This is a genomic window from Maritimimonas sp. 2210JD6-3 (assembly GCF_056591795.1).
The window spans coordinates 1-23082 of the sequence record NZ_JBWQOJ010000023.1 but is presented as its reverse complement, the minus strand read 5'-3'; the positions used below and the strand labels follow the sequence as shown (position 1 = coordinate 23082).

Sequence of the window (23082 nt, the reverse complement as noted above, 5' to 3'; positions counted from 1 at the left end):
AAGGTAATTTTATAAATGATAGAAAGATGACGAAACCCCTTATTACAGTTCTATTCTTATTCGCTTGTTTAGTGGCTTTTGCACAAGAAAGTGACACGTCAAGTCTAAGCCCTAAAGAAGTAAAAAGTAAAAAGAAACTTGATTTAAAATCTGAAGGAAAGGATGCGAAACAAGATACTTTAAGTTTAGTAAATCATAAAGAGGCAACTTTAATAGATAGTCTTTGGTTAGATAAACTGTATGAATCACCATTATATGATTCAGTCCAATATGTATTACCAGATTCTAAAATTATCGATTTAGGTGCTTACGAATTATCTTCTGAGCTGTTAAAAAAGCGGCTAGCACATCTCAATAGTAAAACTCCTTTTAATGTAGCATACAATCCGTCGTTAGAGCGTATTATAAAATCCTATTTAAAACATCGCAAGAAAAGCTTACCAGAGTTAATGGCAAAGGCGCAATTTTACTTTCCGATGTTCGAAGAGCATTTAGATAAATATGATCTTCCATTAGAGATAAAATACCTTGCCATTGTAGAATCTGCATTAAGACCAAGAGCGAAATCTAGAGTAGGAGCTGCGGGTCTATGGCAATTTATGTATTATACAGGTAAGCAGTTTAACCTAGATGTAAGTTCGTATGTAGATGAACGCCATGATCCCTTAAAAGCTACAGAGGCAGCATGTAAATACCTTTCTAGTTTGTATAGAATTTTTGGTGATTGGGATTTGGCATTGGCAGCCTATAATTCTGGGCCTGGTAATGTTACAAAGGCAATTCGTCGTTCTGGTGGTAGTAAAAATTATTGGAATCTACGCCACTATTTACCAAGAGAAACTGCAGGATACCTACCAGCTTTTTATGCTACATATTATATTCTAGAATATGCTAAAGAGCATAATTTACATATCAATAGAAAGTATGTTACAAATTTTGAGACCGATACTATTCACGTAAAGAGACAGCTTACGTTCGACCAAATTAATAGAGTACTGAATACAGACGATGAACTGTTAGAGTTTTTAAACCCTCAGTATAGGTTAAACATCATTCCTTATGTTGAAGGAGAAAACTATACATTAAGACTACCTAAAAACTTGTTAGGCAAGTTTGTATCGAATGAAACTCAGATTTATGCATTCGCTGAAGCGGATGATGCCAAACGCGAAAAACCACTGCCAAAATATTTTGAACAAAAAGATAAAATACGCTATCGTGTGAGAAGTGGTGACTATTTAGGAAAAATTGCAAACCGTTATCGTGTGAGTGTATCACAAATTAAACGATGGAATGGGCTTAGAAGTAATAGATTGAAAATAGGACAGCGTCTAACCATCTATCCTAGAAATATGGTAACCTCTTCTTCTAAGAAAACGAAAAGTAAATCAACGAGTACGTCTAAAAAATCAGTAGGAAAAGGAAAATATACTACCTATACAGTGAAGAAAGGTGATTCATTATGGACAATCTCTAGAAAGTTTTCAAAAGTTTCTGTCAATGAAATCAAAAAATGGAACAATATTTGGAGTGTTAAAAGCCTAAAACCTGGTACTAAACTTAAAATTTACAAGAGCTAATCTACCTTTTTTGAGTTTATTCCCGTTAAAACTAATTCGATGAAAAAACTCTTACTTATTACAATGAGTGTAATTCTTTTTATGTCTTGCACCAAATCTCAACCCATTTTAAAATCTTCGACAGGTAACATGAATAGCTTGTTAATCGTTATGAATAATAGCGAATGGAAAGGAAAAGCAGGCGATGCATTACGCGACATTATTGCTTCACCCGTAATAGGATTGCCACAAGATGAAAATCAGTTTACAGTACATCAAGTAGCCCCAAAAACATTTTCGAAATTATTTAAAACTAGCAGAAATATTCTATTTGTAGGTGTAGATAAAAGTGATACGTATAATGTAAATAATAACCTATATGCAGCACCTCAGGTAGCCATGACCATTCTTGGTAAAGATGAAGCATCATTAATTGATCAGATCAATGCACACAAAAGTGAGATTGTTTCGGTTTTTAAAGAAGGAGAACTTGCCTTTTTTCAAAGACAATTAACTAAAAAAGAGTTTAAATCAGATACTTTAAAAACGATAAATGCTATGGGTATTTCTATGAAAATACCTTACGATTATCGATTGGTTGCAGATAAAGGAGATTTTTTATGGATGCGTTATGAGCACGATGACGTAAGTAAAAACTTATTGGTGTATTCGTATCCTATGACTTCATCATTAGATTCAATCGATTTGGTAATACCATCTATGAGAGATGCAATAGGTAAAAAGTTTATTCCTGGCGGGCCTGAAGGATCATATATGATTACTGAAGCTGCGTATTCTCCGTTTATAAAAAAGACTACCATAAGCGATAAAGAAGCTTTTGAAACCAGAGGCAAATGGGAAGTTAAAGGTGATTATATGGCAGGACCTTTCTTAAATTATACTATAGTTGATAAAGAAAACAATCGCTTTGTAGTAGTAGAAGGTTTTACCTACGCCCCTAATATTAATAAGCGCGATTATATGTTTGAATTAGAGGCAATTCTAAAAACCTTAAAAGTTTAGAAGTTATCGGTGGTGTAGTTTTCTAAAGTACCCTTATTATTCGTATAAATAATATAAGCACGAAGTTCTTGGTGATTAGCCAAGAACTTTTTTGCTTCTTCAAGCGACATTGCCATGAGTGCTGTTGCGTAACCATCAACGTCAGCACAATCTGTTTTACCAATTACAGAAACACTTAGTAAATTACTTTGCATAGAAAAGCCTGTTTTAGCATTTAAGATATGTGCATATTTTTTTCCAGTTACAGAATCTATTTTAAACTTTCTATAATTACCAGAAGTCGCCATAGCTTCATTAGTTAATTCTATTGCTTTCTGAACTGAACGTGTGCCGTCAAAATTAGGATTTTCTATACCTACTTTCCATTTAGAACCATCTAGTTTTTTACCTCTGGTTCTAATCTCTCCACCTATTTCAACTAAGTAATTAGCAATATTTTTACCTTCTAAAAAACGCCCAGCAATATCAACGGCATATCCTTTGGCAATGGCATTAAAATCAAAATAAGTACTATCATGTTCTTTAACTATCTTGCTATTGATTAAATGTACTTTATCGAATCCAGTAAGGGTTAATAGTTGTTTAATTTTTATAGAATCTAGTTTTGATTTTATTTTCTTAGGGCCAAAGCCCCATGCATTTACTAGTATCCCAATGGTTGGATCAAAAACGCCATTGGTTTCTTTATAAATTCGTTCTGATTTCTCAAATACTTCCTTAAAAAATGCATCTACTACAATGGTAGTATCACCATCATTTATTTTTGAAATATCAGAATTGGGAATGTATGTTGATAATGAACTATTAATTAAATAGAATAAACTATCAATCTGCTTGGTGTAATCATTTGCATCTTGATAATTCATTGAGAAAGTCGTGCCAAAAGCATGACCTTCTAATTTTGTCATTTTATGTGTGAGCTCTTTTTTACAGCTCAAAGTAATATATAAAATGATTATAAGTAGCAGATAATTTTTAATCTTCATAATTGCTTTAGAATCTCTTGTTACCATTGTCAAAGATAAAACTTTGTTTACTGTTAAAATCGTGCTAAATATTATTTTATCTGGGTATATTTTTAATACCTTAGTAACTGAATTAAAAGCTCAAATTATGAAGAAATTATTAGTACTAACTATTACCTGTGCAGTAGTATTATCTTCTTGTGTTTCGCAAAAGAAATTTGCAGAATTACAAGGTGAATACGATGCCGCCAAACAACAATTAGCTGATTCTAACGCCAAAGTATTGGCTTGTCAGGTTGAAAAAGATAAATATGCAAATCAACTAGCCGTATTAGAATCTCAAAATAAATTTTTAACTGAAAATAATCAGGCGAATATCAAGCAGATTGAAAGTTTAACAAAACTTTCTGCTTCTGCGAATGATAATGTAAAAGACATTGTTGCGCAACTAAGTGAAAAAGATAAATATATTAATGGTATTCGAGGAGCCATGTCACGTAAAGATTCGGTGAATTTAGCCTTAGCAGTTAATTTAAAAAGCGCCTTAGCAAAAGGAATTCAAGACGAAGATATTATTGTAGATGTTGAAAAAACAGTAGTGTATGTTTCAATTTCTGATAAAGTATTATTTAAAAGTGGAAGTTCTATTATTTCACCAAATGCAAAAGATATTTTAGATAAGGTAGCTACTGTAATTTCTGATAGGCCAGAAATGGAAGTAATGGTCGAAGGTTATACTGATAATGTGCCAATTAAGAATGCTCGTAATTTAGATAATTGGGACCTAAGTGCACATCGCGCAACAGCGGTAGTTAGAGTGTTGCAAAATGATTTTAAAATAGATCCTAAAAGGTTGATTGCTGCGGGTAGAAGTGAGTATTTACCACTATCAACAAATAATACTGCTGAGGGTAGATCAAGAAATAGAAGAACACGTATCGTTATCTTACCAAAATTAGATCAGTTTTTTGATGTGCTAGAAGAGAAGCCAGATGGTATTAAAGGAAGTAGTGAATAAAACATTAATTACTACTTACTCTTTTCAAACAAATAGTATTTTTTGTAAATTAGAAACAATAAACTAAAAACTTTAATAATGGATACTTCAGAAAAATACTCTAAAGAAGAATGGAAAATGATTTCGTCATTACCTCAAGCGGTTGGGGCTATTATGGCAAGTGCTGGCTTTAGTGGACTAATAGGCTCTGGTAAAGAAATGTTTGCTAGTGTGAGAGGCGTTATGAATGCTAAAAAAGATTTTGCAGATAATGCTTTAATTCAGCAAATAGTGCCTGATGCTTCAGATCGAAGTAAAGCTATGGAAACAGCCAAAGAACAACGAAAATTTTTAATGAATAGAATCAAGGAAAACAATATAAAAAATTCTGATGGTTTAAGAGAATTGATACTTAATGATTGTAAAAAAGCAGTTGATTTAATTAATGCTAAAGAATCATCAGAAACTGCTGATGAGTATAAGAAATGGGTACTGAATGTTGCTGAAGGTGTAGCGAATGCTGCAAAGGAGGGAGGCTTTTTAGGCTTTGGAGGCGAACGTTTTAGTGAAAAAGAACAAAACCTTTTCGGTGATCTTAAGAATATTCTAAATTAAAATTTAGGTATAATTAAATGAAAAAGCGCTGTTAACAACAGCGCTTTTTTAATGCTTTTAGTTAAGTTTATACTTCTTCTACTGAAGCATCAGGAGCATTTTTACGCACAGAAGCAATACCATTCTCCATTGCTGAAGTTGATGAATATCGTTCGCTTGTACCAATAACTTGTCCGTTAGTAGATTTTAAATTGAAATAAGGTTCCCCTTTAGAAGATTCTAATCTTTCAAAACAAGCATCATCCATACAATTTTTTCTAACTGATTCGATACCGTTTTCACATCCAGATTTAGATGCATACCCTTGACTAGCAAGAATATTTTGTCCGTTTCCTGCTTTTAGTCTAAATCTATGTTTACCACCTTTATCAGTATAAACTTCAAATTTTCCCATAATTTTAACTGTTTAATAATTTGTTATTGACTAATTTATAAATTTCGTGGCGAATTTAAAAGTCTTTTTCTTTTTCTTTTTCAAGGACTTATTAGAGGTCTCAAAAAAAATACTAGTGAATTTTTACAAATTCTTCAAAAGCTAAGTAATAGGGTTTGTCTCTGAATACAGGCATTTCAACACTCTCAGAATTTGCTAATCCTATTCCAGCAAACCAAACTTGTGCGTCTTGTTCTTTGGCATGTTGTACAAAAGTTTCCATCCAAATTTTATCATATTCATTTGGGTTTTGAATGTTGCTAGTAGCTTTTACGAGTACAAAAATGGTAGGTTCTCCTTTCTTATACAATACAAACTGAGGGTGTTTCTTAAGCTTACTATTTACTGCAACAAACTCATAACCCATTTCTTGTAGTTTTTTTCCGGCAATGTTCATTGCAAGGTTATGTAGTTCTTGCTCAGAAAGCGGTGTCATCATCTTTTGAAACATAGTTTTCTATTCAATAGATTAAAGTTTGGTTTCAGTTACATATAAAACACAAAAAAAGAGATTGTATTGTATAGTGATGATTTTTTTGATGCTATAATTTGTTTTTGTACCTTTTAACAAAATTAAATGAATACTTGATAATGACTGAGAGATTAGAACAAGCATTAATTAAACTTTATAACGCTTTTCATAATGATGAGTTGAATCCTGAGTGTTGCTCGGCGTGTGCTGTAGGTAATATACTTGATAATCATGATAGTTGGAAGCACTTATCTGACACCCATGGTTCTCTTGAATTAAGTTATGTGGGTAAGGTACATCAGCAATTAGGTAGAACTTTTAACGGATATACTCCTTTAGAATTATTACATATCGAAAAAGTTTTTTTAGAAGCTTGTGGGTTTAAAACACCGTTATGCCATTATGATCCTAAACCTAAAAATGCAAGAAATAAAGAGACATTATTTAAAGGTTTGTCTTCTGTAGTTAGTTTTTTATGCGATTTAGATGGTATTGCTAATGTAATGGATTATTCAAAGATTTTTGAATATGAGCAGGATAATCCTGTGTATAAATTTGAAGTGATTTATCAGTAAAGTACTTTAACGTTACCTAACTAAATCGAAATAAGCTTAAAAAGCAATTGACTAAGTTTAATTTTAAGTGTGTCTTATTACAACTATAGCATACATACCTTCTACTGCTAGGAAACAGTAGCCTTTGGTGTTTTTTACGCTGAATACGCTCTAATTCGTAGTTACACTTTTGACAATTCATGGATTGACTTTTTATATAAACGCTTTGAAAGCTATAATATTCTCTAAAAAAGCATAAAAAAACCGAGCAATAGCTCGGTTTTATATACTTAATGACACTCTGTGTCTATCCTCCAAAGTCATCGAAGCGAATGTTCTCGTCTGGTATGCCAAAATCTTCACCCATTTTCTGTACGGCTTTATTCATTAATGGTGGTCCACAGAAATACAATTCTATATCTTCTGGGGCTTCATGATGATTTAAATAATTATCGATCACACAATTATGAATGAAACCAACAAAACCATCACCTTCACCATCAATACCGTCTTTAACTTTCCAGTTATCTTCTTCTAAAGGCTCAGATAAAGCCATATAGAACTTAAAGTTAGGGAAGTCTCTTTCTAATGCTCTAAAGTGTTCAATATAAAATAACTCACGCTTAGAACGACCACCATACCAATAGGTTACTTTTCTACCAGTTTTTAAAGTTTTGAATAAGTGATATAAATGAGAACGCATGGGTGCCATACCAGCTCCACCACCAACATATAACATTTCAGCATCAGACTCATTGATAAAGAATTCACCATAAGGTCCAGAAATGATTACTTTATCACCAGGTTTTTGAGCAAATATGTATGAGGATGCTATTCCAGGATTTACATCCATCCAGGCATTCTTATTGCGATCCCATGGCGGCGTAGCAATACGTACATTCAACATGATTTCACGTCCTTCAGCAGGATATGAAGCCATAGAATACGCACGCTCAACCGTTTCATTATTTTTCATTACCAATGGCCATAGACCAAATTTATCCCACTCAGCTTGAAACTTATCTGGAGTTTCATGCTCCTCAGGGTGCGCAGTAATATCAATATCTTTATAATTAATAGTACATGGTGGAATCTCTATTTGAATATATCCACCAGCTTTATAACCCATATCTTCAGGAATTTCAACAACGAATTCTTTAATGAAAGATGCTACGTTATAATTACGCACAACAGTTGCTTCCCATTTTTTAATACCAAAAACTTCTTCTGGAATGGTGATTTCCATGTCTTGTTTTACTTTTACCTGACAGGCTAAACGAGCACCATGCTGTAACTCTTTACGCGTAAAATGAGGTGTTTCTGTGGGGAGTGCTTCACCACCACCTTCTAATACATGACATTCACATTGAATGCAGGTACCACCACCACCACAAGCAGATGGTAAGAATATTTTCTGACTCCCTAAGGTTGTCAATAAAGAATCACCTGAAGCAACCTCAATCTCTCTTTCACCATTGATGGTTAATTTTACGGGACCCGATGGTGCTAATTTTTGTTTAACAAATAATAGGAGACCCACTAATAGCAAAGTAATCGCTAAAAAGGCTATTACAGTGGCTAAAATTACTCCTGTTGTTGTAGCTGCTAAAAACATATTATTTATTTAATACAGTTGTTGTGTTTTCTACTAATTCTTTTTCCTTTTTTTCGTCTTTAACTTGACTTACTTCTTCAATTTTTTCTTTACCATTGCCTTCATCACCCGTTAACATACCCCCAAAACTTAAGAAGCCAATACCCATTAATCCGGTAATGATAAACGTAATTCCTAATCCTCTTAACGGAGCAGGTACTGCTGAATAACGAATTTTTTCGCGAATGGCAGCAATTGCCAAAATCGCTAAGAACCAACCGATACCTGAACTTATTCCATAATTTAATGCCATGCCTAAAGTTGGTATCTCACGTGCTTGCATAAATAGCGAACCTCCTAAAATAGCACAGTTTACCGCAATTAAGGGTAAAAATATACCTAATGAATTATATAAGGCTGGTGCAAATTTTTCGACGATAATTTCTACCAATTGTACCATGGTGGCAATGGTTGCAATAAACATGATAAATGATAAAAAACTAAGGTCATAATCTGCATATTCAGGACCTAGTGTTTTTGCTAAAGCACCTGGCTGTAATATATATTGATCTAATAACCAGTTTAAGGGTACGGTTACTGCTAATACAAAGATTACTGCAGCTCCTAAACCAACCGCTGTTGAGACTTTTTTAGATACCGCTAAGTACGAGCACATCCCGAGAAACGTGGCAAATACCATATTTTCTATAAAAACCGATTTGAAAAATATTTCTAAATGTTCCATAATTTTAAATTTTGATGCGATCCTTAAATAAATTAAGGACGAGACGATGTGTCTAATGATCTTCTACTAATGCAGGGTTTTTAGTTCTTTGAATCCAAATAATAATTCCTACTACAACCAAAGCCATGGGCGGAAATAACATAAACCCGTTATTTTCATAACCTAAAGCGTATAAGCCTGTTTTTGCAATTGGATCACCTAATACTGGAAATCCTAATAAAGTACCTGACCCTAATAATTCTCTAAAGAATCCTACAATAATCAATATTAATCCATAACCAGCAGCATTTCCTATTCCGTCAAGGAATGATTTCCAAGGTCCATTAGCTAAAGCGAACGCTTCAAAACGTCCCATAATAATACAGTTGGTAATAATCAAACCAATAAATACTGATAAGGTTTTACTTAGTTCATATGCAAAAGCTTTTAGTACCTGATCTACAATTATTACTAATGAAGCAACTACGATAAGCTGTACAATAATTCTAATTTTTGAAGGAATGATATTTCGCATTAGCGAAATTACCACATTACCTACGCCCATTACAAAAAATACGGCTATGGTCATTACTATAGATGCTTTTAATTGCGCTGTAATTGCCAATGCTGAACAAATACCTAATACCTGAATGGTAATTGGATTATTATCTGTTAATGGGTCGGTAATTAACTGTCTATTTTTTTTAGAAAACAAAGGTTCGCTTGGTGCCTTTACTTTTTTCTCTGCTACTTCTGCCATGTGTTATTTTTTTAACGTATTAAAATAAGGAAGATACATTGCTAAATCTTTTTTGATCATGGCAGTTACACCATCACCCGTGATTGTAGCACCTGCTATGGCATCAACCTCATTATCAGTTTTATCTTTATTTAAAGGGTCATTATTTCCTTTTGCTACGGTAATTCCTTTAAATTCACCATTCGCATATAATGATTCACCTTGAAAATCATCTCTAAAAAAACTTTCAGTGATATTAGCACCTAAACCAGCGGTCTCACCTTTATGATCAAAGTAGGCACCTTTTACAGTCTCAAGATCTTCATTCAACGCAACATACGCCCAGATAGCATCCCAAAGACCTATACCTCGTATAGGTACGATGTAGAATTTTTCACCATCTTTCTCTCCAACAAAAAGGGGGAGCTTTCTTGTATAATTTCCACTTTTAGCCTTATCTGCTTCTTTTTTAATATCAATTAGATAAGCTTGACTATCTTCGGTAGCTTTTGTACCTTCAATATAATATTGCTTTGTAATATACTTTTCGAATTCAGCTGAAGCTTTGTCTGCAGACACAAAACTATTTGCATCACCTGCATCACCCGTAACAGTTCCTTCATTTACACCCATAGCAAACAAAATATTTTGCTGCTTTTCAGTTTTCAGATTTTGTGTAATTGTAGGTTTTAAATAAGATGCAGTAAATGCTAACAATGAACCTACGACCACTACCATTGCGATGGCAAATAGTACGGTATATAAATTACTATCTGTATTTCTAGCCATAACTTATGCTGTTTTTGCTTTTAAACGTTTTAATCTTTTCTTCACATTACCTTGTACCACATAGTGATCAATTGTTGGTGCAAACACATTCATTAATAGAATTGCTAACATCACACCTTCGGGATACGCAGGATTAAATACGCGAATCATCACCGAGAAGAAACCTATTAAGAATCCATAGATCCATTTACCCTTATTTGTTTGTGATGCCGTTACCGGATCGGTAGCCATATAGACGATACCAAATGCCAATCCGCCAATAAGTAAATGTTGCCAGAACTCAACGGTCATTAATCCGTAAAATTTACTTCCAGAAGTAATCCAGCCTAATTCAACTACTTGATTAAAAATGAAGCCCATTACCAAAGCACCAATCACAGCACTTAGCATGATTCTCCAGCTTCCTATCTTCGTAAAGATTAGAAATAAACCTCCTAAAAGGATTAATAATGTAGAGGTCTCACCTACAGAACCTGGTATAAAACCCATAAATTGTTCCCAAGTACTATAATTAGGGGTAACATTTTGTGCTAAAGTGCCTAACATGGTCTCTCCTGAAATTGCATCTGGTTGACCAACTCTATTCACGGCGTCATGTACCCAAACTTTATCACCACTCATCCAAGTAGGATACGCGAAGAATAAAAATGCTCTGATAGTTAAAGCGGGGTTTAAAATATTCATACCTGTACCACCAAATACTTCTTTACCAATTACTACACCAAAAATTACAGCTACAGCAAGCATCCATAAAGGTATGTCTATAGGAACAATTAGTGGTACTAACATACCTGTAACTAAGTATCCTTCTTCTACTTCATGTCCTTTAATAACTGCAAAAACAAATTCAACTGCAAGACCAACCAAATATGATACGATAACTAATGGTAATACCTTCTTTAATCCAATAAAGAAATTGTTCATATTCCAGAATTCACTGCTAAAAAAGCTCGTAGCTCTTTCTACCTCACCTGTAGCTAAATAATGCTGGTAACCTGCATTGAACATACCAAATAGTAAACATGGTATTAATGCCATAATTACAATATTCATGGTGCGCTTTAGATCATCAGCAGCTTTTATATGAGTGCCCCCATGGGTAGTCTCATTTGGTAAATACAAAAACGTATGAATGGCATTAAATGCAGGTGCCATCTTTGTGCCTTTGTACTTTTCTTTTAAATTATGTAAGTTTTGTTTTAATCCCATTTCTTACTTTTTTAACCGATCTCTTCGATCATTAAATCCAATCCTTCTCTTATAATTTGTTGATGTGGTTGCTTAGAAACACAGATAAATTCTGTTAAAGCAAAATCTTCTGGAGCTACTTCATACATACCTAAAGCTTCCATTTCGTCTAAATCTTTATATAAACATGCTTTTAAGATTTGCATCGGATAAATATCTAACGGAAACACCTGCTCATAAGAACCTGTCAATACAAACGCTCTATGCTCACCATTGGTATTCGTATTTAGGTCGTATTTTTTATTAGGATTTAACCATGAAAAAGTCAATGCCCTAGAATTTGAGATTTTATTAAAGATAGGCTTGTTCCAGCCAAAGAATTCATAATCATCACCTTCAGGAATTGCCGTGATTTGATTATCATAGTATCCTAAAAAGCCTTCTTTGCTTACTTGGGTTCCAGATAATACATTACCGCTAATTATACGTTCATTCTTATCATCTAAATTATCGGCAACTAAATCTTCTATTTTTGCTCCAACAATCGCTTCTACATATTGAGGACGAATAATTTTCGACCCTGTCAACGCTACAGTACGCTTCGCATTGAATTTTCCTGTTAATAATAATTCACCAATAATCACCAAATCTTGTGGGCTTACTACCCAAACAGTTTCCCCTTTATTTACTGGACCGATTTTAGCAATCTGAGTACTCACGTTTCCGCTTGGATGTGGCCCAGTAACTTTATGTAAAGAAACATCTGAAAGATTTACTAGTGGATTGTTGGCAGTAGTACCAACACTCAAGTGTATTTTACCTTCCGTTAATTTTGCCAATGCTGAAACCGCTACTTGTAATTCAGCATCTTTACCAGCTAAAACATAATCAAGATCAGCTGCTAGAGGAGCGCTTGCATGACCAGAAATAAAGATATCTCTTGGTGATTTTTCAGGGTTCGCAATAACATCATAGGGTCGCTGTTTGATAAACGGCCAACAACCTGAAGCTAATAAATGAGCTTTTACTTCTTCAGCATTTAAGCTTCCCACATTTTTTTTACCAAAATCTTGGTATTGCTGTTCTTTATCAGCTAAAATTTTTATTTCTAAAACCTTACGCTTAGCACCACGAACAATCTCAACGACCTCACCACTTACGGGAGAAGGAAATAATAATTGTTCATTTCTTTTAGAATGAAATAAAGCTTCACCAGCTTTTACTTCATGACCAACTTTTACTAAGAGTTTTGGAGTTATTTTGTGAAAATCGTCTGGCTTTACCGCATACACGCTACCTAGTGGAAGTTTGGTAGTTGTTTTTTCAGCTTCGCCAACAAGCTTAATATCTAAGCCTTTTCTAATACGAATGTCTGTTGACATATTTATAAATTATAATTTATTGTCTTTTAAAAACGGTGCAAATTTAAAAATTTTGTAGGTGTTATCTAAGCAATTGCAAGCTTTAAAACGTTATTTATAATAATTCTAAATAAAAGACTAAAGTAGAATGTTTTTGTTTAACTATTTTTGTTTGTTGAAATTGGTATAGCTTTTGAATACTAATACTAAACCAAATACACTTAATGCAAAAAAACAACATAATCGTAGTATTACTTTTTCTTTCTTTATCGCTGCTCACCAGTGCGCAGTCGAATGTAATTGTGAGTCCACCAGATTATATTAAATCGATTGTTTTTCGTTCGAATGCAACGAATGATTTTACGCCTGTCCTACAATTAGGAGGCACTATCTTTTTAGAATTTGATGATCTAGATGGTGATCAAAAACAATATGCTTACACGATAGAACACTATGATTATCATTGGGAAAAATCGAATTTAAATGTAACAGAATATATTGACGGATTTACATCAGACTGGATTCGAAATTTTGAAAATTCTTTTAATACGATTCAAGGATACACGCATTATAAAATGAAATTGCCAAACGATAACATTCGATTAAAAATAAGTGGTAATTATGTGTTGTCTGTATTAAACGAGGATGACGAAGTCGTTTTTACAAGACCTTTTATTGTGTATGAGCCTTTAACAACCGTTGGAGTAAGTGTACATAGAAGTAGAGATATTGCAACGATAAACACGAAACAGAATGTGCAGTTTAGTGTGAATCATCCTGAGATGCTTATAAATAATCCAAGTATGGAAATTAAAGTTGCGGTATATCAAAATCTTGATTGGAATACAGTTAAAAGAGATATCAAACCACAGTTCATTAGAGGTTCTCAATTACTGTATAAATATGGGGCAGATGTTACTTATTGGGCGGGCAATGAGTTTTTGTTTTTTGATACCAAACAAATACGAAATGCAACGAATAATGTATATAGAAGTGAATTAAAAGATATGTTTCATACTTATCTATATACTGACGAAATACGGGCTGATAAGCCTTATACATTTTATCCAGATGTGAACGGTAATTTTGTTTTAAGAACCATCGATGCAGATGATATTGATACCGAAGGCGATTATTCTTGGGTGTATTTTACATTAGAATCAGAAAAGATTGATGATGCCATTTACATATACGGTGATTTTAATGATTGGCAACTCACAGAGGAAAACAAAATGACTTTTGATAAAATTAGTAAGTTATATACTGCTAAGTTATTACTCAAACAAGGTTTTTATAACTACAGTTATGTTACTGTTGATAAAGAGGGTATGCTAAATAAGCATCAATTAGAAGGATCTTTTTTTCAGACCGAAAATAGCTATACAGTGATTGTGTATTACAAACCTTTGGGCAGTCGTTATGATCGGGTTATTGGATTTGGCACTGCAAATTCTGAAAACTTACGCAACTAATTTCTAAAGTTTTCATCTACATCAAGTAAATAGAGATTTATAAGTTTTATATCTTTGTAGTAATTAGACTAAACGTATCTTCTTATGATACAGCAAGTAACAAACGGAATTAAAATATCGGTTGAAACAAATTTCGAAGGTGTTGTCTATCGAAATAGCCTTCCTATGTTTATGTTTAGTTACAGTATCACCATAGAGAATCAAAGTAATGACGCTGTGCAGTTAATTAGCCGTCATTGGGATATCTACGATGCCTTAAATAAATTAGAAGTAGTAGAAGGGGAAGGGGTTATTGGTAAAAAACCAATTATTCAGCCTAAGAAAAGTTATACTTACAATTCATATTGTAATTTAATATCACCTGCGGGTTCTATGAAAGGCTATTTTAATATGATTAATTTTACTACCACGAAAAGTTTTAGGGTGCATATTCCTTCGTTTCAATTAAATATGCCTGCTGTTTTAAATTAACCTTTTTTTATTTTAGAAATTCGAGTACTTTTAGGCAATGCTTTCATTGTTTAAGAAAACCAAAAAGGAAAAATTACCTGCAAGACAACGTGGGAATCGTTGTTTAAATTGCGAGGAACTGTTAACAGGAGAAGAAAATTTCTGCCCAGAATGTGGCCAGCGAAACAATACCAATCAACTTACCTTTAAATTATTTTTAGACGAGTTTATAGGGAATTTATTTACTTATGATTCTCAGGTCTGGAGAACTATTGTACCGCTTATTTTAAAGCCTGGCAAGGTAGCGCATCAATTTATCTCTGGGAAACGGAAAAAGTTTGTAAATCCCTTTAGAACCTACCTTACAGTTTCGTTAATTTTCTTTGTTATTTATGGATTGCTGAATACCATTAACGAATATAGAGGTAAAGAAACTGATACTGCGCTGTTTAATTTTAATACAGGAAATGGTAAAAATTTGACAAAGGTGCAAAAAGATTCTATTGTTGATGCTGCCTTAGCGGAAGTGGAAAATAATGCAAAAATTAATATAGATTCTACCCTAAAAGCAAATAATGTTCCTTTAGATAGTATTCGCAATGAAATTTTAAAGGATTCAACTGATGAGGGTAGTGTATTTTTTAATTCATCAAATAAAAAGATTCAAGAGTTTTGGACATTTCGCAGAAAACATAAGGATCTAGCAATCGAAGATGCTCTTGATAGCATGGGTTATGAAAATACCTTTTGGAATCGCTTCTATTACGATAAAGCCAAAGATACTCAGAATATGATGGATGACGGCGGTAAAGAATTCTATGATAAATTATTCTCTGGACTTTCATTAGCCATTTTTATCTTTTTACCTTTATTCGCGCTATTTCTAAAGCTTATTTATATACGTAGAAAATATACATATATGGAGCATATGGTATTTGTATTCTACACACAAACCGTATTCTTTTTATTAATGCTTCTCTTTGTAATTATTAATTTTTTCATCGAAGTCAGATCGACAAATCTCATGCTGATTTCTGTGGGAGTCTTTGCGATTTATCTGCTATTGGCCATGAAGCATTTTTACAAGCAGGGTTGGTTAAAAACAATTTTTAAATATGTACTCGCAAATTTTTCCTTTATAATAATGGCAACGATAGGCTTCACAATTTTAGCTTTGGTTGCATTTTTCTTTAACTAAGGTTTAAGAAGTTGACCTATAAAATTTCGCTTATCGTATTTTAAGGTAACCTTTAGAGAAATCTCATTTTTATTGTTAATACGAGCCGAAAAATAGTTTAAAAGTTCTAAACGCCTATCATTTTTGAGAGGGTATAGGTCTAGCGGATTCTTTCTATATTTATCTATATTTATTCCTAATACAAAACTATTATTTTCAACACCTTTGGCTATTTTATAATCCTTATCAGAAGATAAATGAATATAACTGTGGTCTTTTTTAGGATATAATTGAAGTAGCGGAATTGCAGTAAATAAAGAATCACCTTCAATAGACTGTATAGCTTTAGCGTTTATTAAATAATCATAGAGTAAATCTCCTTTTAGTTTAATATCTAGATCAGGATCACTAATCTTCTGAATATCCTTTTTTTCTAGTTGATTAAAATCATCATCATATTCATACGTAATAATGGTGTCTGTTTTATTTTTAATGGCATTTACTTTCAATATAAAATCACCATCCCATTTTTTAGAAATGGAATCTAACGATAGTGAGGTAATTTTTTTAAACTTATTGCTTAGGGTTTTGGTTGTTATAGATTGTAATGCTTGTGTGTTTATTTTACCTGAGCTATAAGCTACAAGATTGTAATCTATGGGGTTTGTCTTATGTGGTAAAAATATATTGAAATCATTATTTAAATAACCGTTCAAAATCAGTTCACCATTTTTAAAATTCAACTCTAAAAAATCATTCTTACGGGTAACCAAACTAATATCACTGCTTGAATTTTTAAGATTACCGAGTAAAGTGTCTTTTTTTCCTAAAAAAGTATCCTGATCAAAAAGTGTTGCTAAACTTGAAATTGCAATATCCGATTCTTTGTAATTATAGGCTAAAAACAATGCATCATTTTTTCTTACAAAGAAAATTTTACCCTTTTTATAAAACTCAATTGTATTACTACTAGATTGATTAAAACCTTCTTGTTTAAGAAAAGAACTAAGGTCTTTATGATCTTTTATCTCTAAGAGATTGCTAGTTAAAAAGCCGTCAAAATTGTTGCTGTTTGTAAAGAAAAAAACATTTTTAGGAATTGAAATTCCATCAAAAAGCGTTTTCTTTTTTTTATCTATTGAAGACCATTTAAAATCAATATACGATGATGGATTTTGTATAGCATCTACCAATACATGATGTTCTATTTGACGCGTATTAATACGTATAATGGTTTCAGCAGAAGCTGGAATTTTATTATTGAAGTCAGCGCCTAATTTATACCTCATAAAATAGGCTATAGCAATGCTAAAGCCTATAAAAAGTAACGCATAAAAAATCTTTTTTTTCATTTAGATTATTTAGCAACTTCATTCATGAGTTTAAATAAAAGTTTCAGTGAATTTTCCTGATTACCATTGGTGTTAATTTTGAGCTCAGATGACATTTTATTACCCTTTAATTTTGAAGATTTTAAATAAGCATCTTTAAAATTAGCACTAAATAGGTCTAACATCTTTCTTTTCTTTTTACCAAGTTCTTTTTCAGGAATTCTCGAAACAATTTTTTGCCCGTTTATATAAAATACTGAAGCATTCTTCTTGATTAATTTGGTGTATTTACCTGAGTTAGTTGAGTTTCTGTTTTTAACAATATTATCGGCTTTTGCTTTAGAAGTTGTTAAAAATAAAATATCATTTTTAAAAACAGAATATAAGTCAAATGGAACTTTCCCTCTTTTTGGAAATACAAATTGGAAAGCACCGCCATCAGCTCTCATAACTTTATGCTTTATACCTAATCTATATAATTTATGAAGTAATTTTTGTTTTTTAGAACCAAGCATGATGGTGAAATCGGGTACAGGCTCCTTTTTTGTTTTTTTAACCTCTTTAGATTTATACTCTTCATCATATTCATAGGTAATATATTCTACTTCTTTTTCGGCTACATCATCAAGAACAAAAAGCATATCGCCTGTCATGAGTTCTCCTATAGCTTCTTCATCTAATAGTAGAGAGAAAAGATCAGTAGAAACTTCAACTTCTTCTTTAAAAGCGGGTAACATGCCTCCATACATGGTATTTACAAGATTTGGGTACTCTTCGAACATTGCCTGTGTGTCAAAAGAAAAACTCCAAAAAGCCATGGCTTTGTCTTGATCGAAATGATTAAAGAATTTTTTATCGATTTTCTTATTATAAATCTTTTTAAATGACTTTTGCATTGCTGGCGCAATGGCCATATCTAAAGAAAATCGCACAGCATCTTTCTCAAAGAAAAGATTCCCTACGATTTCTTCAAATCCGTAAAAGTTTTTATTTCCCGTAACGAGATATGAAGGAGAAAGCATTCTTGAATATGCGCTCATCATTTGTGAAAGCACCATGCCATAATTTTTTACCCAAACGGTACCTACAGCATCTTTGTGTTTACTAGCTTGAAATTTTGAATTCGAAATAATCGACCTTTCAGCATTAGTGTTAAAGATGTTGAATGCATGCTTTTTAATCCAAGAATTTATGATTCGTTTGTGAATACTATATTCTAATTCTTCTTCAGTTTCGGCTTCTTTTAGAAAACGATCTTTGTGTTCATTAAAATAAGCATATGATTTCATGCCATCTACAAATAAGAATAAGTTGTTATTCCAAATCTTAATGCCATTGTAACTTTCTACATAGCTTGAAGTACCGTCATTTTTAACTTTTTCTTTTTCATACTTAGAAAGTGTTGCTTCAAACTGTTCTCTATTGTTGATTTGAATTAAAAAATTATGGTACGTTATGCTATCATTCAATTCTAAAAAATAGTATGCTTTCGAAGCAAGGTCAAATCCTAACTCTTCAATAGAATTTATTTTATCTTCTCTATTTCTATTGGCATCTTTTAGCATTTCTTTTCCCATAAACGAGGCATTTATATCAACTACAGATATTAAATCGAAAATACGATTACCATTTGTGGTGATAACTACTTCAGAACTACTCGGAATTTTAGCTTCTAGATTTTGTGCACTAATAACAAATGAAATACTTAGTAATGCTAAGCTTAAAAGATTTTTCATGATTGATTTATTTCTGTAAGGTTATTTGATTTTTTATTGATTTTTTTCCTTTAATGAGATCTTGGGCATTTGCTCGTAACATAATAGCTTTCTTACTACCTGCTATTTTAGCATCTTTATTTTGAGAAACTAAAATAGGATTTTCAAAACGATAGATACTTGTAAAAGTTGCTGTTTTAAAAACTTCACGATCTTCAATTTTGGTTTTGTTGAATTCACTAGTTAAATTTAGGTGATGACTTCTTACAAAAGTATTTTTTGTTTTGTCAAACTTAAAATGTTTATGCTTTTTTATGGCAGCTGCATCTTTGGCAGAGCTAAAACTTGAAATTACAGTATTTAAGGCATCTACATCTGTAAAATCACACGACACTGTAAAAATATAATTATCAAAATTTGTGGTATTTTGTACATTAGAAATGCCAGGTGTTTTTCTAATTTTTGAAATAGCATTCGCAATTTCTTTTCGTATTGCATCTCTAGAGGGAACTTTATAACCATTTACACTATCTAATAGCATTATAGAATTAAGCTTTGTCTTACTCTTACTCATGTTGAAAGTTAAGTTCATATGGCCAGAGCCATCTTTATTGAAGCTTACTTCTTCAACAATTTCGAAGCAGCTAGATACTAATAGAAGCAAACAAGCACATATAATGAAAAGAATCTTTTTATTCATAGCTTTTAATAATATACATAAAAACACTTTTTTGGGTGTTTTAGTATATGGTTAGTTTAGATTTTTGTTGTGTTTTTATATCTTCATAAAGCATGTCAAGTGAACCACTTTGTTTTTTAATTGAAGTAATACTAACTGTGCCACCTAGACCTCTATCCATAAGTACATCTATAAATTTATCGCCAATGCCTGCTTTTTTATGAAAAGAGAGTATGTTTTTACTAGAAAAATTATGATCATTTTGCCATTGTTCAAACCAATCTTCACGTAACTCTTTTACACTTTTATCGTATAGTGTAGCAGAAGACCAAATGCTAGGCAGTTGAGGTAAAGATTTTATGTGCTTTTGTGTGCCATCCCAAACAAATTCAATAAGTTCTAATGATTGGTTCCAATCAACAATGGTTAGTGTAAATTGTTCTACTTTTTCTAAGTTTACATTATTTAAACCTTTACGGATATCATCAGCTTTCAACAATTCTTTTACAATAAGTCCACGACTTTTTTCATAATAAACTCTAGAGGTATGATATTCAAATCCACCATTTAAGAGACATAGTAAACGGTTTTTTGAGCTAACTCCTATCCATGTGCCTCCAGCTTTTCCATCCTTAGGGTAGTAAATTTCGATACCATCTTCTACATATTTTTTAGGATGCGAGGCGCTTTTCCGTGAAAACGGAACGTCTCTACTTGAGGTCAAAATAAAATCAGAATTTCCAAGAGGAAGATATGTTACTGTACACATTGTTTTGTTGATTTGTTTAATCGTTTATTTGTGTAATTGTCTTCATAAAAACTACATAAATAAATCGTAACTTTGCGCTTCAAATTTAGTTGATTAACACTTAAAAACATACAATAATGGGTAAAGGATTTTTTCAAGTACCAGTAGCCGTAAATGAGCCTGTAAAAGGCTATGCACCTGGTTCACCCGAAAGAGAAGCAGTAGTAGCACAATATAAAGCCTATTTTAATGGGTCTGTTGATGTACCAATGTACATTGGCGGCGAAGAAATTAAAACCGGAAACACGCGTAATATGACACCACCACATGATCATAAACATGTAGTTGGTCAGTATCATGTAGCAGAAAAAAAGCATGCAGAACAAGCGATTGCTACAGCTTTGGAAGCAAGAAATGAGTGGTCTCAAATGCCTTGGGAACAACGTGCAGCTATCTTTTTAAAAGCTGCTGATTTATTAGCAGGACCTTACAGAGCTAAGATCAATGCAGCAACGATGATTGCACAGTCTAAAACAGTGCATCAAGCAGAAATTGATGCTGCCTGTGAGTTAATTGATTTTTTACGATTTAATGTAGAATTTATGTCTCAAATCTATGCTGAGCAACCCGATTCGGCAGAAGGTATCTGGAACCGTGTTGAGTATAGACCTTTAGAAGGCTTTGTATATGCGATTACACCTTTTAATTTTACAGCAATTGCAGCTAATTTACCCGCATCTGCAGCGATGATGGGCAATGTGGTTGTTTGGAAACCATCAGATAGTCAAATATTTTCTGCAAAAGTAATTGTAGATGTGTTTAAAGAAGCGGGTGTGCCAGATGGTGTTATTAATGTGATTTATGGTGACCCAGTAATGATTACAGAAACTATGTTAGATTCTCCAGATTTTTCAGGATTACATTTTACAGGATCGACTTTTGTTTTTAAAGAAATTTGGAAAAAGATAGGAGAGAACATCCATAACTATAAAACCTATCCGAGAATCGTAGGAGAGACGGGAGGTAAAGATTTTATTATCGCGCATCCATCTGCCAATCCTAAACAAGTTGCTACAGGAATTAGCCGAGGTGCTTTTGAATTTCAAGGACAAAAATGTTCGGCGGCTTCAAGAGTATATTTACCAGAATCAATTGCTGATGAGGTGCTAGCCTATGTAAGAGAAGATGTGAAATCGTTTAAAATGGGTTCGCCAGAAGATTTAAGTAATTTTATTACAGCTGTTATTCATGAAGGATCGTTTGATAAATTGGCAAAATATATAGATCAAGCAAAAGTTGATACGGATGCCGATATTATCGTGGGAGGGGGTTATGATAAGTCAAAAGGATACTTTATTGAGCCTACAGTAATTTTGACGAGAGATGCAAAATATGCTACCATGTGCACGGAACTTTTTGGTCCAGTAGTAACAGTATATGTGTATAAAGACAGTGATTGGAAGGAAACATTAGCATTGGTTGATGGTACTTCTGAGTATGCTTTAACAGGAGCAGTTTTCTCAACAGATCGCTATGCAATTACAGAAGCCACGAAGGCACTAGAGAATTGCGCAGGTAATTTTTATATTAACGATAAACCTACGGGTGCCGTTGTAGGACAGCAGCCTTTTGGTGGTGCGCGCGCTTCGGGTACCAATGATAAAGCTGGTTCAGCACAGAATTTATTGCGTTGGGTGTCACCAAGATTGATTAAGGAAACATTCGTTAGCCCTACAGATTATAGATATCCATTTTTAGGGTAGTAAAAAATAATATATTTTCAGAATTAAAAGCCGTATCATTTTGATGCGGTTTTTTAGTTTTAATGAAAGCGATATTCAAAATTTAAACTAAATACCGAACTTCTTCTTTTAAAACCGTTATCAAATCTAGAAAGATCTCCCTTAAAAAGCCGATTAAAACCATAATTATAACGGAGTCCAAGTCCCATATTTTCCTTAAAATCATAACCTACGCCGATATTTACGCCGAAGTTAAACTCACTTACATTTTCGTCGTTATCTATAACACCTTCATTGGTAAATGTTAAGACGCTAGAATTAGAACTAAAAAGATAGTCTAATTGCGGTCCAAACTCAATATTAAAATTATCAGATAGATAATACTTTAACATTATGGGTACAAGAATGGTTGATTCGTTAACGCTATTTTGAATGTTGCCAGCGAATAAATCATCTATATCATTTTGTGGTAATTGGATTGATACCAAGTTCAAATCAAAATTGGCCCCTTGTAAACTATACAATAACTCTGGCTGCAATAAAAGACGATCTGTAAGAGGAATCCTTGCTAAACCACCAATTTGAAAACCAAATTTATATTTAAAGTCAAAAGGGCTATTAAAATTTTCATTAAAGGTGGATAAATTAGTGCCACCTTTCACGCCAAAAATTACTTCTTGAGCATTGATGCATTGAAAGTAGGCAATTGCAAATATTAATAGTAAAATTTTTCTCATGATTGATTCATTGGTTTT

23 protein-coding genes are annotated in these 23082 nt (G+C 32.8%); 9 read left to right on the top strand and 14 right to left on the bottom strand.

Features of this window, described 5'->3' with window-relative positions; all coding sequences use genetic code 11:
* Window positions 1–26 precede the first annotated feature (26 nt).
* Window positions 27–1580: a lytic transglycosylase domain-containing protein gene (locus tag AC1EUY_RS10535; protein WP_480195494.1), complete on the top strand. Its 1554-nt coding sequence runs from the start codon at window positions 27–29 to the stop codon at window positions 1578–1580.
* 39 nt (window positions 1581–1619) lie between these two features.
* On the top strand, window positions 1620–2582 hold the full coding sequence (locus AC1EUY_RS10530) for a DUF4837 family protein (RefSeq protein WP_480195493.1): 963 nt from the start codon (window positions 1620–1622) through the stop codon (window positions 2580–2582).
* Here AC1EUY_RS10530 and AC1EUY_RS10525 read toward each other — a convergent pair.
* Complete coding sequence (locus tag AC1EUY_RS10525) at window positions 2579–3490, bottom strand: FAD:protein FMN transferase (RefSeq protein ID WP_480195492.1); 912 nt, start codon at window positions 3488–3490, stop codon at window positions 2579–2581. The genes AC1EUY_RS10530 and AC1EUY_RS10525 overlap by 4 nt on opposite strands.
* Before the next feature lie 205 nt (window positions 3491–3695).
* On the opposite strand from AC1EUY_RS10525, the gene AC1EUY_RS10520 reads away from it, so the two are divergent.
* Both AC1EUY_RS10520 and AC1EUY_RS10515 read left to right on the top strand, forming a co-directional pair.
* Window positions 3696–4565, top strand: a complete 870-nt coding sequence (locus AC1EUY_RS10520) for an OmpA/MotB family protein (RefSeq protein ID WP_480195491.1) — start codon at window positions 3696–3698, stop codon at window positions 4563–4565.
* Window positions 4566–4643: 78 nt separating this feature from the next.
* Complete coding sequence (locus AC1EUY_RS10515) at window positions 4644–5159, top strand: SAM domain-containing protein (RefSeq protein ID WP_480195490.1); 516 nt, start codon at window positions 4644–4646, stop codon at window positions 5157–5159.
* 67 nt (window positions 5160–5226) lie between these two features.
* Here the strand turns inward: AC1EUY_RS10515 and AC1EUY_RS10510 are convergent, their stop codons facing one another.
* Complete coding sequence (locus AC1EUY_RS10510) at window positions 5227–5553, bottom strand: YegP family protein (protein WP_480195489.1); 327 nt, start codon at window positions 5551–5553, stop codon at window positions 5227–5229.
* Between the two features lie 112 nt (window positions 5554–5665).
* Window positions 5666–6028: a Na(+)-translocating NADH-quinone reductase subunit F gene (locus AC1EUY_RS10505; RefSeq protein ID WP_480195529.1), complete on the bottom strand. Its 363-nt coding sequence runs from the start codon at window positions 6026–6028 to the stop codon at window positions 5666–5668.
* A gap of 155 nt (window positions 6029–6183) precedes the next feature.
* On the opposite strand from AC1EUY_RS10505, the gene AC1EUY_RS10500 reads away from it, so the two are divergent.
* Window positions 6184–6639: a Na(+)-translocating NADH-quinone reductase subunit F gene (locus AC1EUY_RS10500; RefSeq protein ID WP_480195488.1), complete on the top strand. Its 456-nt coding sequence runs from the start codon at window positions 6184–6186 to the stop codon at window positions 6637–6639.
* A gap of 286 nt (window positions 6640–6925) precedes the next feature.
* On the opposite strand, the gene nqrF is transcribed toward AC1EUY_RS10500, so the two are convergent.
* Genes nqrF through AC1EUY_RS10470 form a run of 6 tightly spaced genes read right to left on the bottom strand, consistent with a single transcriptional unit; the run spans window position 6926 to window position 13034 of the window.
* Window positions 6926–8233 carry an NADH:ubiquinone reductase (Na(+)-transporting) subunit F gene (gene nqrF / locus AC1EUY_RS10495; protein WP_480195487.1) on the bottom strand — a complete coding sequence of 436 codons (1308 nt, stop codon included), beginning with the start codon at window positions 8231–8233 and terminating at the stop codon, window positions 6926–6928.
* A gap of 1 nt (window position 8234) precedes the next feature.
* Entirely contained in the window at window positions 8235–8957 is a 723-nt protein-coding gene (gene nqrE / locus AC1EUY_RS10490) for an NADH:ubiquinone reductase (Na(+)-transporting) subunit E (RefSeq protein ID WP_480195486.1), read from the bottom strand.
* A 52-nt stretch (window positions 8958–9009) separates the two neighbouring features.
* Window positions 9010–9696 carry an NADH:ubiquinone reductase (Na(+)-transporting) subunit D gene (locus tag AC1EUY_RS10485; RefSeq protein ID WP_480195485.1) on the bottom strand — a complete coding sequence of 229 codons (687 nt, stop codon included), beginning with the start codon at window positions 9694–9696 and terminating at the stop codon, window positions 9010–9012.
* 3 nt (window positions 9697–9699) lie between these two features.
* Entirely contained in the window at window positions 9700–10464 is a 765-nt protein-coding gene (locus tag AC1EUY_RS10480) for a Na(+)-translocating NADH-quinone reductase subunit C (RefSeq protein WP_480195484.1), read from the bottom strand.
* Between the two features lie 3 nt (window positions 10465–10467).
* The gene (locus tag AC1EUY_RS10475; RefSeq protein ID WP_480195483.1) at window positions 10468–11673 is read right to left on the bottom strand and encodes an NADH:ubiquinone reductase (Na(+)-transporting) subunit B; all 1206 of its coding nucleotides are present in this window, start codon (window positions 11671–11673) and stop codon (window positions 10468–10470) included.
* A gap of 11 nt (window positions 11674–11684) precedes the next feature.
* A complete protein-coding gene (locus tag AC1EUY_RS10470; protein ID WP_480195482.1) occupies window positions 11685–13034 on the bottom strand; it encodes a Na(+)-translocating NADH-quinone reductase subunit A in 1350 nt (449 codons plus the stop codon).
* A gap of 203 nt (window positions 13035–13237) precedes the next feature.
* Between AC1EUY_RS10470 and AC1EUY_RS10465 the strand changes: the two genes are divergently transcribed.
* The 3 genes from AC1EUY_RS10465 to AC1EUY_RS10455 all read left to right on the top strand — a co-directional run bounded on the left by AC1EUY_RS10465 (window position 13238) and on the right by AC1EUY_RS10455 (window position 16133).
* Window positions 13238–14485, top strand: a complete 1248-nt coding sequence (locus AC1EUY_RS10465) for a type IX secretion system plug protein (protein WP_480195481.1) — start codon at window positions 13238–13240, stop codon at window positions 14483–14485.
* A gap of 84 nt (window positions 14486–14569) precedes the next feature.
* On the top strand, window positions 14570–14956 hold the full coding sequence (gene apaG / locus AC1EUY_RS10460; protein ID WP_480195480.1) for a Co2+/Mg2+ efflux protein ApaG: 387 nt from the start codon (window positions 14570–14572) through the stop codon (window positions 14954–14956).
* Between the two features lie 37 nt (window positions 14957–14993).
* Complete coding sequence (locus AC1EUY_RS10455) at window positions 14994–16133, top strand: DUF3667 domain-containing protein (RefSeq protein ID WP_480195479.1); 1140 nt, start codon at window positions 14994–14996, stop codon at window positions 16131–16133.
* On the opposite strand, the gene AC1EUY_RS10450 is transcribed toward AC1EUY_RS10455, so the two are convergent.
* Genes AC1EUY_RS10450 through AC1EUY_RS10435 form a run of 4 tightly spaced genes read right to left on the bottom strand, consistent with a single transcriptional unit; the run spans window position 16130 to window position 20606 of the window.
* Window positions 16130–17464, bottom strand: a complete 1335-nt coding sequence (locus AC1EUY_RS10450; RefSeq protein WP_480195478.1) for a hypothetical protein — start codon at window positions 17462–17464, stop codon at window positions 16130–16132. The genes AC1EUY_RS10455 and AC1EUY_RS10450 overlap by 4 nt on opposite strands.
* A gap of 5 nt (window positions 17465–17469) precedes the next feature.
* Window positions 17470–19179: a hypothetical protein gene (locus AC1EUY_RS10445; RefSeq protein WP_480195477.1), complete on the bottom strand. Its 1710-nt coding sequence runs from the start codon at window positions 19177–19179 to the stop codon at window positions 17470–17472.
* Between the two features lie 7 nt (window positions 19180–19186).
* Complete coding sequence (locus tag AC1EUY_RS10440) at window positions 19187–19858, bottom strand: hypothetical protein (protein ID WP_480195476.1); 672 nt, start codon at window positions 19856–19858, stop codon at window positions 19187–19189.
* A 40-nt stretch (window positions 19859–19898) separates the two neighbouring features.
* Window positions 19899–20606: an NRDE family protein gene (locus AC1EUY_RS10435; RefSeq protein WP_480195475.1), complete on the bottom strand. Its 708-nt coding sequence runs from the start codon at window positions 20604–20606 to the stop codon at window positions 19899–19901.
* Between the two features lie 116 nt (window positions 20607–20722).
* Here AC1EUY_RS10435 and pruA point away from each other — a divergent pair, with 116 nt between their 5' ends.
* Window positions 20723–22348, top strand: coding sequence for an L-glutamate gamma-semialdehyde dehydrogenase (gene pruA, locus AC1EUY_RS10430; RefSeq protein ID WP_480195474.1), 1626 nt, complete (start codon window positions 20723–20725; stop codon window positions 22346–22348).
* 59 nt (window positions 22349–22407) lie between these two features.
* On the opposite strand, the gene AC1EUY_RS10425 is transcribed toward pruA, so the two are convergent.
* Window positions 22408–23082, bottom strand: a 675-nt coding sequence (locus AC1EUY_RS10425; protein ID WP_480195473.1) for a porin family protein, incomplete at its 5' end; no start/stop codon positions are given.

Coding starts and splice junctions, on each gene's coding strand:
- AC1EUY_RS10535 (WP_480195494.1), top strand. CDS start 27: ATGACGAAACCCCTTATTACAGTTCTATTCTTATTCGCTTGTTTAGTG.
- AC1EUY_RS10530 (WP_480195493.1), top strand. CDS start 1,620: ATGAAAAAACTCTTACTTATTACAATGAGTGTAATTCTTTTTATGTCT.
- AC1EUY_RS10525 (WP_480195492.1), bottom strand. CDS start 3,490: ATGACAAAATTAGAAGGTCATGCTTTTGGCACGACTTTCTCAATGAAT.
- AC1EUY_RS10520 (WP_480195491.1), top strand. CDS start 3,696: ATGAAGAAATTATTAGTACTAACTATTACCTGTGCAGTAGTATTATCT.
- AC1EUY_RS10515 (WP_480195490.1), top strand. CDS start 4,644: ATGGATACTTCAGAAAAATACTCTAAAGAAGAATGGAAAATGATTTCG.
- AC1EUY_RS10510 (WP_480195489.1), bottom strand. CDS start 5,553: ATGGGAAAATTTGAAGTTTATACTGATAAAGGTGGTAAACATAGATTT.
- AC1EUY_RS10505 (WP_480195529.1), bottom strand. CDS start 6,028: ATGACACCGCTTTCTGAGCAAGAACTACATAACCTTGCAATGAACATT.
- AC1EUY_RS10500 (WP_480195488.1), top strand. CDS start 6,184: ATGACTGAGAGATTAGAACAAGCATTAATTAAACTTTATAACGCTTTT.
- nqrF (WP_480195487.1), bottom strand. CDS start 8,233: ATGTTTTTAGCAGCTACAACAACAGGAGTAATTTTAGCCACTGTAATA.
- nqrE (WP_480195486.1), bottom strand. CDS start 8,957: ATGGAACATTTAGAAATATTTTTCAAATCGGTTTTTATAGAAAATATG.
- AC1EUY_RS10485 (WP_480195485.1), bottom strand. CDS start 9,696: ATGGCAGAAGTAGCAGAGAAAAAAGTAAAGGCACCAAGCGAACCTTTG.
- AC1EUY_RS10480 (WP_480195484.1), bottom strand. CDS start 10,464: ATGGCTAGAAATACAGATAGTAATTTATATACCGTACTATTTGCCATC.
- AC1EUY_RS10475 (WP_480195483.1), bottom strand. CDS start 11,673: ATGGGATTAAAACAAAACTTACATAATTTAAAAGAAAAGTACAAAGGC.
- AC1EUY_RS10470 (WP_480195482.1), bottom strand. CDS start 13,034: ATGTCAACAGACATTCGTATTAGAAAAGGCTTAGATATTAAGCTTGTT.
- AC1EUY_RS10465 (WP_480195481.1), top strand. CDS start 13,238: ATGCAAAAAAACAACATAATCGTAGTATTACTTTTTCTTTCTTTATCG.
- apaG (WP_480195480.1), top strand. CDS start 14,570: ATGATACAGCAAGTAACAAACGGAATTAAAATATCGGTTGAAACAAAT.
- AC1EUY_RS10455 (WP_480195479.1), top strand. CDS start 14,994: ATGCTTTCATTGTTTAAGAAAACCAAAAAGGAAAAATTACCTGCAAGA.
- AC1EUY_RS10450 (WP_480195478.1), bottom strand. CDS start 17,464: ATGAAAAAAAAGATTTTTTATGCGTTACTTTTTATAGGCTTTAGCATT.
- AC1EUY_RS10445 (WP_480195477.1), bottom strand. CDS start 19,179: ATGAAAAATCTTTTAAGCTTAGCATTACTAAGTATTTCATTTGTTATT.
- AC1EUY_RS10440 (WP_480195476.1), bottom strand. CDS start 19,858: ATGAATAAAAAGATTCTTTTCATTATATGTGCTTGTTTGCTTCTATTA.
- AC1EUY_RS10435 (WP_480195475.1), bottom strand. CDS start 20,606: ATGTGTACAGTAACATATCTTCCTCTTGGAAATTCTGATTTTATTTTG.
- pruA (WP_480195474.1), top strand. CDS start 20,723: ATGGGTAAAGGATTTTTTCAAGTACCAGTAGCCGTAAATGAGCCTGTA.